This is a genomic window from Bacillus sp. RO2 (assembly GCF_012911845.1).
Taxonomy (GTDB): domain Bacteria; phylum Bacillota; class Bacilli; order Bacillales; family Bacillaceae_I; genus Sutcliffiella_A.
The window spans coordinates 60,423-72,646 of sequence record NZ_JAAXCU010000025.1; the positions used below are offsets into that span (position 1 = coordinate 60,423).

The following is a 12,224-nucleotide window of genomic DNA, read 5'->3' on the forward strand; positions in this document are numbered from 1 at the left end:
AAATCGCCAACCCGTTGGTATGCCTGCCCCAAAGGCTACTACTCAAACGTTTGTATAACCAGAAAACTATTCGTCAATCCACCCCCAACCCCCATTAATCAAACGTTTGTTCAATTAAAAAACCCCCGCGACTATACCAAACGCGGGAGTTCTTTCTCTACATCACATTAAAATACCTAGCCTCCGGATGGGCAAAAACAATTGCCGACACCGATGCTTCCGGCTCCATCATACAACCATCCGTCAACTCTACTCCAATATCCTCGGGTTGAATCAACTTAAACAGCTTCTGCTGATCATCCAAATTGGGACACGCCGGATAACCAAACGAGAAGCGCTGACCTTGATACTTAGCGGCGAAACGTTCCTTCATCGTAAAACTGACAGAATCCGGGAATCCCCAACGGTCGCGCATTTGCTGATGAACGAGTTCGGCTAGGCCTTCTGCGGTCTCAAGCGCCAAAGCCTGCAGGGCATGGCTTTCCAAGAACCGGCCTTCCTTTTTATAAGCAGCACCTAATTCACGAATGCCTCTGCCGGCAGTTACCGCAAATAATCCTACATAGTCCATGATTCCACTGTCACGAGGTTTTACATAATCGGCCAAGCAAAGATGAGGAGCTTTTGCCTGTCTTGGAAAATCGAACTGCTCCATCACTCTACTCGTGTCCTCCGGGTCATAGATAAACAGGGTATCGCCCTCAGACTGAGCCGGAAAGTATTGATACACGGCAGCTGGAGTAATCAGTTTATTCCGCTTTACCTCTGCCAGCAGCTCATCTACCACACCTTTAACTTGCAAGGTGCGCTCGTCTTTTTCCTCCAACAATCTCTCAATCTTTCCTTTCACCCCAAGATGATGGCCAATCAACATTTGCATATTGATATACGGTTCCACATGGGAGACGGAAATGTTCCGCAGCAGGTGACGCTTTGTATCACTTGGTGTGAATACACGTACATCACGGGAGACATTGGAGCGAACTTTAACGGCCGTCGCAACAGCACTGCTGTCGGCAACTTCTCCAGACGCGCTTTCTACAGCTGCCTCCGCCTCCCGCAACTTCTTCTGTTTCTCCGCCTGCTCATGCACCAATACTTCAAACTCTTCAGGTGAACGCAACTGGTTGGCAAGAGACAAGCCGTTCATCGCATCCTTCGCGTACAGGACAAGCCCTTCGTATTCTTTGGAAATTTTGTTGTCTGTGAATTTACGAGACAACGCAGCCCCTCCGACTAAAATAGGAACCGAGATGTCGGATTGCTTCATATCCTGCGCTGTCAACACCATCTGTTGAGCGGACTTCACAAGCAATCCGGATAAGCCGACAATATCTGGTTTTTCTTTTTTAATAGCCTGAATCAAGTCGGTGGAAGTCACTTTTATTCCAAGATCAACCACGTCATATCCGTTATTGCTTAAGATGATGTCGACCAGATTTTTCCCAATGTCATGGACATCGCCTTTAACGGTTGCGAGCAATACCTTTCCCTTTGAAGAGGAGGTATCGCTTGCTTCCATATGCGGTTCCAAAAATGCGACGGAGGCTTTCATGACCTCTGCACTTTGCAGCACTTCCGCAACAATCAGCTGGTTGTCATTGAACAAGCGGCCGACTTCCTTCATCCCGTTCATCAATGGACCGTTGATGATTTCCAATGGAGTAGGGTAGGCGGCCAATGCAAGCTCAAGGTCAGGGAGGAGCCCTTCTTTTGTTCCTTCTATCACGTAGTAGGCTAATCTCTCATCAAGCGGCAAATCGGGAATATTGGACTTCGCTTCTTTCTTTTTGCCGCGGTAAAATTCCGTGAACACCGCTAACGATTCATCGGTTGTTTCAAACAGTAATTTTTCCGCCATCTCTACCTCTTCGGCCGGGATGGAGGCAAAACGCTCCAGCTTCTCTGTGTTCACAATCGCATAATCCAGGCCTGCTTGTGTGCAGTGATAGAGATAAACGGCATTGAGCACTTCACGCCCGACAGGTGGGAGCCCGAAAGAAACATTGCTGACGCCGAGTATAGTCAAACAGGAAGGGAAATGTTTTTTTATCAAACGAATGCCCTCTACCGTCGCATTGGCAGAACCGATATATTGCTCGTCACCAGTACCGACAGGGAAAACAAGCGGATCGAATATGATGTCAGTAGGGGATACCTTATACTTGTTCACTAAAAGATCATAGGACCTCTGCGCAATCTCAAGCTTGCGTTCAGCGCTAACGCCCATACCTTCTTCGTCAATGGTACCGACGACAAGTGCGGCTCCGTATTGATGAACCAACGGAATGATCGCTTCAAAGCGCTCTTCACCGTCCTCTAGGTTGATGGAGTTGATGATCGCTTTTCCTTGTGAGTATTTCAACGCTGCCTCGATGACCTGTTCGTCGGTGGAGTCGATGACAAGGGGTACCTTCACTTTTTTCACGACTTCTTGTACGAAAGCTTTCATGTCCTCAAGCTCATCGCGGTCTGGGTCGGCAAGGCAGATGTCGATAACGTGTGCGCCGCCTTTTACCTGGGCCCGCGCCACTTCTGCCGCCTCTTCAAATTTCTTCTCCGCAATCAGTCTCTTAAACTTGCGGGATCCGATGACATTGGTGCGCTCCCCGACCATGATTGGACGAAGGGAAGGATCGTCATAGATGAACGATTCTATCCCAGAGACACTATGGTGGTCAGGAACAGAAGTAGAAGCGCGCGGTTTGTAATTCTTCATCACATCTGCAATCGCGCGGATATGATCTGGTGTCGTTCCGCAGCAGCCGCCGACAATGTTCAGCCAGCCTTGCTCGGCAAATCCGCCAAGCTTGGTCGCAAGGGACTGAGGTGTTTCATGGTAATGACCTTCTTCATCCGGGAGGCCTGCATTTGGGTAGCAGCTCACTGCACTTTTGGACAGGTTGGAAAGCGTCCGGATATGGTCCTGCATGAATTCCGGCCCGGTCGCACAGTTCAACCCGACTGCAAGTGGCTTCATGTGCTCCACAGAAACGTAAAAGGCATCAATCGCCTGACCTGCAAGGGTGGTTCCCATCGGCTCAATGGTACCGGAGATGATGACAGGAACCGTAATGCCAGTCTTTTCAAAAGCGCGCTGAATTCCAAGGAAAGCGCATTTTACGTTCAATAAGTCTTGGCTCGTCTCTATTAAAAGACAGTCAGAACCGCCGTCCAGCAATCCGCGGGCCTGCTCCTCATAGGAATCTGTCAGTGCGTCAAAGGTGGTTCCACCCGTAACACTAAGTGTTTTCGTTGTCGGACCGATCGAGCCTGCCACAAAGCGCGGCCACTCCGTGGTGGAAACTTGAGAGGTTGCACGCTTGGCAATTTCCGCGCCAAGCCTATTAATCTCATAAGCTTTAAAGCCAAGCTCATACTCATCAAGCACAAGATCTGTTCCACCGAACGTATTCGTCTCCACGATATCAGCACCGGCGTTTAAATATTCGACATGGATGCGTTCGATGACATCGGGTGCGGTGATATTCAGGTTTTCATTACAGCCGTCATACTCTTCGCCGCCAAAGTCATCTGGTGTAAGGTTTGCCTGCTGCAGCATCGTTCCCATGGCGCCGTCCATAATTAGAATCTTTTTTTGCAACTGCTGTTCTAGTAGTGTGATAGGTTTAGACATTTTGAACCCTCCTGGATGAATGGAACGGACCGTATTTTTTTGCATAGTTGGCAAGCTCGACTGTCAGTTCATAACGCATGAACGGGGTGATCAAGTAGATGCCGTTAAATAGTTCAAGTGCGGCATCAAGCAGCCCTTTCGCAATGTTCAACCCCTCCCTACTTGCCTGCTGTGGATCATTCTGGTGACGATTCATCGCCTCAAGCACCTGTGGAGTCAGCTTGATCCCCGGCACCTCATGGTGAAGGAAGTTTGCGTTTCTACTGCTTGTTAGCGGCATAATCCCAATATAAATAGGGGCATCAATATGTTTCGTAGCCTGATAGACTTCCAGTAATTTTTCTTCTGAAAAGACTGGCTGACTGATGAAATAATCTGCACCAGCGTCTATTTTTTTCTCCAGTCGTTCGATGGCCTTATCAATAACGCGAACATTGGGATTGAAGGCAGCGCCGACAGAGAAACTGGTGCGCTCGCCAAGTTCTTTTCCGGAAAGAGAGACACCTTGGTTAAATTGTTTGATCATATTGATGAGACCAAACGATGTGACATCATAGACGGAGGAGGCACCAGGAAAATCACCGACCTTCGTTGGATCGCCAGTTACTGCCAACACATCATGAATGCCGAGTTGATGGAGTCCCATCAAGTGTGACTGCAAGCCGATCAGATTGCGGTCGCGGCAAGTGATGTGGATAAGAGGGCGCAAGCCGATATCTGATTTCACGATGGATCCAAGTGCGGTGTTGCAGATCCGTGGGGAAGCAAGGGAATTGTCTGCCAAGGTCAAGGCATCAATGCCTGCATCCCTCAAGGCTTGAGCACCAGCCATGAATTTATCTGTGTTCAATTTGCGTGGAGGATCGAGTTCCACGATGACGGACCGTTCTTTTTTTGCTTTTTCAAAAAGAGGTGTTGGCACTTCCTTCTTTTTTGAAGGGATGATAATGGTTCTTTCTTTTCGTTTTACCTGTTTTTCTTTAACAGGGGTCACGTCCTGTAGTGCTTGGGAAAAGGCCTGTATATGAGCCGGCGTCGTTCCGCAGCAGCCACCTAATAATCTTACGCCTTGGTCTCGAAAAGCTAATGCGGTTTCTTTAAAATATTCTGCGTCGCTGTCATATTCCAACTTTCCGTCCACATAGGAGGGAAGACTTGCGTTCGGATAAGCCGAAAGATAAGCAGTCTTTGGAATCGATACCTCTTCCAGCGTGGAAATCATATGATATGGGCCAAGGCGGCAGTTTAACCCGACGATGTCTGCACCAAGTGACTCCAAACGGTTCAAGGCATCTGTGATATGCACGCGGTTCTGCAAATAACCAACTTCTTGGAGAGACACTTGTGCAATGATGGGCAGATCCGTTTCTTTTCTAGCAATCTGCAGAACCGTCTCTAATTCCTCCAGGTCATAGAAGGTTTCAAGTAAAATACCATCCACCCCTTCAAGCAGCAGGCAGTAAAGCTGTTCGCGGAAGGTGCGTTTGATTTCTTCAAGCGGAATTGCTTCCGGCTTGATGGCGCGGATCCCGCCAATTGTACCGACCACATGAGCATCAGGGTGATTCACCACGGCCTTTTTCGCTAGCCTCACCGCCGCACTGTTTATTTCCTTTACCTGATCCTGCAAGCCATAGCGCTCAAGCTTGTGGTAGTTTGCCGCATACGTATTGGTCTGGATAAGGTTGGCACCGGCATTCAAATATGCCTGATGGATATTATAGATTTGGTTTGGTTGCGACAAATTCAATTCCTCAAAGCAACAATCAGAGCCGTAGGAATAGAGGAGGGTTCCCATCGCACCGTCTGCAATTAATATTTTGTCTTGCGCTAAACTATCTAAGATTCCCATGAATGACCCTCCGTTGCTCTTGGTTTCCGCTTGCTGCTGCACTGGTATGTTGAAATGCCTGTTCAAAGTCTTCTATTAAATCCTCCGCACTTTCAAGTCCTACAGACAGGCGGAGTAGGGAGTTGGAGATGCCGCGTTTTAATCGTTCTGCTTCCGGCATCGCCGCATGTGACATTTTTGCTGGGAAGGAAAGGATGGACTCTACTGCCCCTAAACTCACGGCAAAAACCGGGATCTCAACCTTTCCGACAAATTTTCGTAGGTCCTCCTCGCTGTGCAGTTCAAAAGAAAGAACAGCTCCAGGCCCCTGCGCCTGTCTGTGTTGAAGGGTGAAGCCAGGGTGTGTCGTCAATCCTGGAAAATATACCTTTTTAACGGCAGGGTGTTTTTCTAGATAACTGGCAATCTTGTAGGCTGATTTTTGGGATTGCTCGAGCCTTACATGTAAGGTTTTGAGCCCTCTTAAGACCAGCCAGGCATCTTGAACGCCAAGCACCGCGCCGAAAGAATTTTGCAAAAAAGCTAAACGGTCGGCAAGCACAGGATCCTTCGCCACCGCAAGTCCTGCCACGACATCACTGTGTCCGGACAGAAATTTCGTTGCACTGTGCAGGACAAGGTCTGCGCCAAGCTCCAGCGGCTTTTGCAAGGCTGGCGTCAAGAAAGTGTTGTCGACGAATGTCCAAGCACCGACTGATTTAGCGAGGGTAGACACAGCCGTGATGTCTGTTACTTTTAACAACGGGTTGGATGGTGTTTCTACGTAAAATAGTTTCGTGTTGGCTTGGATGGCTGCTTTCACTTTTTCCAAATTGGTCATATCTACAAAAGTGTGCTCCACGCCGTAACGGGTAAGAACCTCTGAAACAATTCGGTAGGTTCCACCGTAAACGTCTTCTGAGATTAGGACATGATCTCCTTGTGAAAGAAGGAGGAAAGCAGTCGAGATAGCAGCCATGCCGGATGAAAAAGCAAAGCCACGCGCTCCGTCCTCTAAATGGGCAATTGTTTCTTCGAGTGCTTCCCGGGTCGGATTGGCAGAGCGTCCATAGTCATATTTGCCAAAGGAATCGATATCAGCCTGATGAAAAGTGGAGGCATGTTGTATGGGCACGCTCACCGCTCCGTTACTTTTATCAAACTTATGACGGTTGTGTAACAGCTTCGTTTGAAAAGAATGGCTCATGATAGGACCTCCTTTTGAATGGAAGCAGCTGTCAGTGCCGCCTCTAAGTCTTGAATCAAGTCTTCTGCGTCTTCAATGCCGACTGAAAAGCGTAACAATCTGTTGCATACGCCGGTTTCCATCCGGATCTTTTCTGGAATGTCCGCATGCGTTTGGGTGGCAGGATAAGTAATGAAGCTTTCCACGCCGCCAAGGCTTTCGGCAAAAGTGATAAGATTTAAGTTTTGCAGTAAGGGATTGACCCACGCTTCGTCTTGGATGCGAAAAGAAAGCATGCCGCCTCTACCTGGATAAAGGACGTCTGTGATGGAGTCATGCTGATTCAAGTATTCCGCGATTCGCTTCGCATTCTTTTCATGGCGTTCCATGCGAAGGGATAAGGTTTTCATGCCGCGGATCAACAGCCACGAGTCGAACGGACTGAGTACCGCACCTGCTGCGTTATGGTGAAGCGACAGTGATTCACAAAGCTCCGGGCCTTTTGTGACAATGAGCCCTGCCAGCACATCATTATGGCCGCCAAGATATTTGGTGGCACTGTGAATGACGATGTCTGCGCCTAATTTTATGGGATTTAATAGAACAGGAGTGTAGAACGTATTGTCACAGATCAAAAGGAGTCCATGTGCTTGCGCAAGCTGGGAAACGGCCTCGAGATCTGTTTCTACCATTAGGGGATTGGTGGGAGTCTCCACAAAAATAGCCTTCGTCTGTGAAGTAATGGCTTTTTCAATTTCTGAAAGGTCGGTCGTGTCCACATAGCTACAACACAGTCCCCATTTTTTATAACCTTCTTCAAAAAGACGGTACGTGCCGCCGTACAGGTCCTTACATACGATGAGGTGGTCACCAGATTTAAAGAGGGATAGGATGGTTAAAATGGCCGCCATTCCTGAACTGCATGCAAACCCTTGGTCGCCGCCCTCTAGATCCGCAATGGCTTTTTCCAACACATGGCGAGTGGGATTTCCGGTTCTTGTATAGTCATAGCCCGTCGATTGTCCGATGCCCTCATGGCGATAGGCGGTGGAAAAATAAACAGGTGGATTCACGGTTCCAGTGGCAGTTTCTGAACGATTTCCAATTTGCGCAAGCTTCGTTTCCGTTTTATACATGAAAAGGCCTCCTATATGGTAAGTGACAATCGTTTCTTCCAGAGGGATGAGGGTTTAATGCTTTATTGGATAAAAAGAAAAAGCCTTCTATAAGAAGAAGACTTTTCTATCGAAAGTTCATTCTTCTCATCTCTGCAAGCATTACAGCTTGCTGGAATTAGCACCTTTTCAACGTCCTTTTTATCGGGCGTTGCTGGTTGCTGAGGTGTCTTCGGGCCATTCCCTCAACCTCTCTGGATAAGAAAGTTCACTATTTAATTATCAGAACAATTTAATTATTTTACTAATTTACAACAGGTCTGGGTGAAATGCAATGTTTTTTTCTGGATGAATTATTTTATGCGGTGAAGGGGTGGGGTAGAAGTAGGGAATTAATTTTAACTTTTAGAGGTGAATTTGAATTAATGTAAGATGGAGGAAACTGCAAGTGAACGAAAAGTTTACTAAAATTAAACTAAAACGTATCTCTTTCATTATTCAATAACAATTTTCTTATACTTAAAATCAAATGATTAAGGGTAAAGTTCATAGAATATGTCATAAAATGGTCAATCCCAAAAGAAGAAATTCCACCGAGCATGTTATATAATGTTAACTATAAAGTATGTGAAACTTTTCACTAACTAACTATTCTAATCCGATTTTCATTAACAGAAAAGAGGGATTTATCTATATGACTGATTTAAAAACAATCGCAAAATCACATAGAGGTACAAGGATGGCGCTTATCTTAATTGCCATCCTCACAGGAGCGACAGTTATCGGGCAGGCATATTTCTTCGTCACCATCGTGGACCGAGTGTTCCTACGAGGCCACACTTTTCAAGAGATCTTGCCATTTCTAGGTGGCCTTCTAGTTGTATTGGCTGCTCGAGCGGCCTTGACATATTGGAGCGGTCTCACAGGCGTGAAGCTTGCTGCCAAAGTAAAACGAGATTTCCGCATTGCGTTGCTGCAGAAATTTTCTCGTAGTCCGGTCCAAGCTTCCCTGAAAGGTCAATCCGGCCAAAAGGTGAGCGTCATGATGGATGCGGTGGATGAGATTGATCCGTATTTCAGCAGGTATGTACCACAGGTCATCCAATCGAGCATTATTCCTATCATGATCTTGATTGCGGCATTCAGTCAGCATGTGAATACAGGTTTGATTATATTAATCACGGCGCCGTTCATTCCCATTTTCATGATTGTGGTTGGCTTGAAAACAAAGAAAAAATCAGAAGAGCAGATGGATAAACTGAATGCTTTTTCGGGAACGTTTCTTGATACTTTGCAGGGACTCACGACGTTAAAGCTTTTTGGTCGCTCAGCCAGACAGCAGCAAACGATTGAAGACAGCAGCTTAAGCTTCCGTGATGCGACGATGGAAGTGTTGAGAATCGCATTTCTGTCATCCTTGATGCTGGAATTCATTTCAATGCTTGCCATCGGTTTGATCGCGCTTGAGGTCGGCTTGCAGCTTGTTGTTTTTGAAAATGTTACGTTCTTTACTGCTTTTTTCGTATTAGTATTGGCACCTGAGTTCTACCTCTACTTGAAAGAACTTGGAAGCGCCTTTCATACGGGGCGTGGAAGTATGGGAGCCGCGAAAAAGGTGACAGATGAGCTGGCAGAAGAGGAGCATCCTATTGAATGGGGAGACGCTGATCTTCAAAAGGAGAAGGTGCCTCCTGCTTTACAATTGAAAAACCTTGGATTCCGTTATGGAGATCAAGGCTTTGCTATAGAAAATATAACAGTGGATATCCAGCCATATACGCAGCTTGCTTTGATTGGTAGAAGTGGTGCCGGAAAATCAACACTGCTCAATCTGATGGCAGGGTTGATTCGTCCGACAGAAGGGGAAGTGCTCGTGGACGGAAAGCCATTATTTGAATACAAGGAAAAAGAGTGGTTTGACCGAGTGAGCTATATTTCGCAAAATCCGTACCTTTTTTCCGGAACGATTACTGAAAACATTGCCATTGGCGGGAAAGAGGAAGCAACACAAGAGGAGATAAGAAGTGCTGCGGAAAAAGCAGGTATTCTTCCGTTAATTGAATCTTTACCTGAAGGTTTCGGAACGAAGATTGGAGAAGCTGGGAGAGGTTTATCTGGCGGCGAAAAGCAACGATTGGCGTTGGCGCGGGCCTTTTTGAAAAAGCCATCAGTCATCCTGTTTGATGAACCGACTACAGGGCTGGATCTGCAGACAGAGCGGATTTTGCAGGCTTCTATGAAGGAGCTGGCCAAGACGTCGACGGTTATTACGGTTGCGCATAGATTGCACACAATTAAACAGGCAGACTCCATTTTACTGCTAGAATCAGGCGCGTTGATTGCCCAAGGAACGCATGAGGAGCTGGTCGAAACAGTGCCGGCTTACCGTGAAATGGTGTCTGTTCAGCAAGGAGGGAGCGCAGGATGAGAGAGTTAGCACATGTAGTGAAACTAGTCATGCTGGAAAAGAAGGATATTCTCCTGTCCATTTTGCTTGGATTCTCAGCAGGGATTACGGCTGTGGGGCTGTTTGCATCCAGCGGTTATCTTATCTCCAAAGCGGCTTTGGCACCGCCGATTTATACCTTGACCGTAATGATTGCAGTGTTGAAGCTCTTTGGTTTCGCTCGGGCCTTCAGCCGTTATGGTGAGCGTTTGTATTCGCATAGGGCGACTTTTACGATATTAAGTAATTTACGTGTTTCTTTTTATAAAAAAATGGAGCCGCTTGCACCCCAGATCTTTCAGAAATACCGCAGCGGTGACTTGCTTGCACGAATAGTGGGAGATGTAGAAAGCTTACAGAACTTCTTTCTACGCGTGTTCTACCCACCGGTAGTGCTGGTACTTGTCTTTTTAAGTACGATATTTTTCATTTCCTTTTTCTCTATTTATCTGGCATTGGTGATGTTCGTCGGGTTAATTCTGACAGGCTTTGTGGTGCCGGCAATCTTTGCGGTAGGACAACGACGAATGCAAAATCGTGTCAGAGAAGAAAGAGGAGCACTTTCTACAGAGGTGACAGAACTGTTCTACGGCTTCCGTGACTTGAAAATCTATCAGCAACTTGCTGTAAAGGAGAAGTTGCTTGCCGATGCTGCGGATTCTTATGTCAGTGAGCAGGAGCGGGAAGGAAAACAGGCGATGTTCAATCAATCAGTAAACACGTTTATTACGTTGCTTGTTTCGTGGACGTTGCTTGCACTTGGCGCGTATCTGACGGTGCAAGGACAGTTTGATGGACTGTTCCTGGCGATGCTTGTGATGATTTCCTTGACTGTGTTTGAAAATGCCGCGCCGATGGCTGTTTTCCCGAATCATTATGAGGAGAGTAGAAGGGCTGCGGTAAGGTTAGATGATGTGGTGGACGGGGAGCCGGTTGTAAGTGGCGCGTCTGCTGGTGCAACTGTGGAACTACCTGAACAGCAGACATTTTCTTTTGATATGAAAGATGTCCGCTTCCGCTATCCGGGAGAATCACGTTTGACGCTGGATGGGGTGAATATCAGTTTGCCTGCAGGTTCTAAAACAGCGATTGTTGGGCCGAGTGGATCTGGAAAATCTACGTTGTTGCAGTTGCTGTTGAAAATTTATGAGGCAGAGGAAGGGATTGTCTCTTTGGAGGAGTGGGACTATACTGCAGTGGAACAAGAGGATTTGTGGAGTAAGGCGAATGTCGTGCTGCAGGAAAATCACTTTTTCTACGGCACTATTAGGGAGAATCTTGCGCTTGCCAAAGATGGATTGAGTGATGAGGAAATGTTGAAAGCATTAGGCGCGGTAAAACTCGACGGTTTTTCTTTGGATGACGAGGTGTTGGAAAAAGGGGAGAACCTTTCCGGCGGGGAGAAACAGCGCCTTGCAATAGCACGTGCGTTGTTGAAGGCAGAACGTTTGTGGTTCTTGGATGAGCCGACTTCCTCCGTGGATGCTGTTACAGAAGCGTCAATTTTTGAGAAAGTTTTTGAGGCGGCCTCTGAGGATACATTGGTGTTGGTGAGTCACCGCTTGACGGGTCTTGATAAGATGGATCAGATCATTGTGATGGAGAATGGTCGTGTGGTGGAAGCAGGGACATTCGATGAGTTGATGAGGATGCAGGGGTATTTTTATGAGATGAAAGAGATTGAGAAGAGCGTGTTTATGTAGGTGAGTGGTTATTAAAGTCTAGCTGTTTGAGGGAGAGTTCCCTTGGGCAGCTTTTTTCTTTGACTAATAGGGGTGCTGGATCAAATGTCCAAAGTTTTGGCGATTTTGACCGAAGATTTCGCGAAGTTGACCGAAGTTTTGAGGAATTTGACCGAACGAATTTTTCAAATGACCGAAGGTGGAGTTCTGTCAATAAAATAGACATCAATACGTATAGGATTGGCGTATTTTTTTCTTCCGCGCTACGTATTCACTTCGCTTGCACGCCTCTACTTAGAGGATCAATTAAAACCGAATTGATCCTCT

The 12,224-nt window shown here is 46.9% G+C and carries 6 protein-coding genes and 1 riboswitch; of the genes, 2 read left to right on the plus strand and 4 right to left on the minus strand.

What is annotated here, in order from left to right:
* Nucleotides 1-157 precede the first annotated feature (157 nt).
* Genes metH through HF078_RS04930 form a run of 4 tightly spaced genes read right to left on the minus strand, consistent with a single transcriptional unit; the run spans nucleotide 158 to nucleotide 7,790 of the window.
* A complete protein-coding gene (gene metH, locus HF078_RS04915) occupies nucleotides 158-3,637 on the minus strand; it encodes a methionine synthase (protein WP_169290134.1) in 3,480 nt (1,159 codons plus the stop codon).
* Nucleotides 3,630-5,489 (minus strand): bifunctional homocysteine S-methyltransferase/methylenetetrahydrofolate reductase, encoded by a 1,860-nt coding sequence (locus tag HF078_RS04920; protein WP_169290135.1) that lies wholly within the window; start codon nucleotides 5,487-5,489, stop codon nucleotides 3,630-3,632. The genes metH and HF078_RS04920 overlap by 8 nt, the downstream gene beginning before the upstream one ends.
* Nucleotides 5,473-6,675, minus strand: coding sequence for a cystathionine beta-lyase (gene metC / locus HF078_RS04925; RefSeq protein WP_169290127.1), 1,203 nt, complete (start codon nucleotides 6,673-6,675; stop codon nucleotides 5,473-5,475). The genes HF078_RS04920 and metC overlap by 17 nt, the downstream gene beginning before the upstream one ends.
* On the minus strand, nucleotides 6,672-7,790 hold the full coding sequence (locus HF078_RS04930; protein ID WP_169290128.1) for a methionine biosynthesis PLP-dependent protein: 1,119 nt from the start codon (nucleotides 7,788-7,790) through the stop codon (nucleotides 6,672-6,674). Before HF078_RS04930 ends, metC begins: the two co-directional genes overlap by 4 nt.
* Nucleotides 7,791-7,913: 123 nt before the next feature.
* Nucleotides 7,914-8,034: riboswitch (SAM riboswitch) on the minus strand.
* Nucleotides 8,035-8,463: 429 nt separating this feature from the next.
* On the opposite strand from HF078_RS04930, the gene cydD reads away from it, so the two are divergent.
* Together cydD and cydC are read left to right on the plus strand one after the other, a co-directional pair.
* Nucleotides 8,464-10,197, plus strand: a complete 1,734-nt coding sequence (gene cydD / locus HF078_RS04935; RefSeq protein ID WP_169290129.1) for a thiol reductant ABC exporter subunit CydD — start codon at nucleotides 8,464-8,466, stop codon at nucleotides 10,195-10,197.
* A complete protein-coding gene (gene cydC, locus HF078_RS04940; protein WP_169290130.1) occupies nucleotides 10,194-11,918 on the plus strand; it encodes a thiol reductant ABC exporter subunit CydC in 1,725 nt (574 codons plus the stop codon). The genes cydD and cydC overlap by 4 nt, the downstream gene beginning before the upstream one ends.
* Nucleotides 11,919-12,224 lie beyond the last annotated feature (306 nt).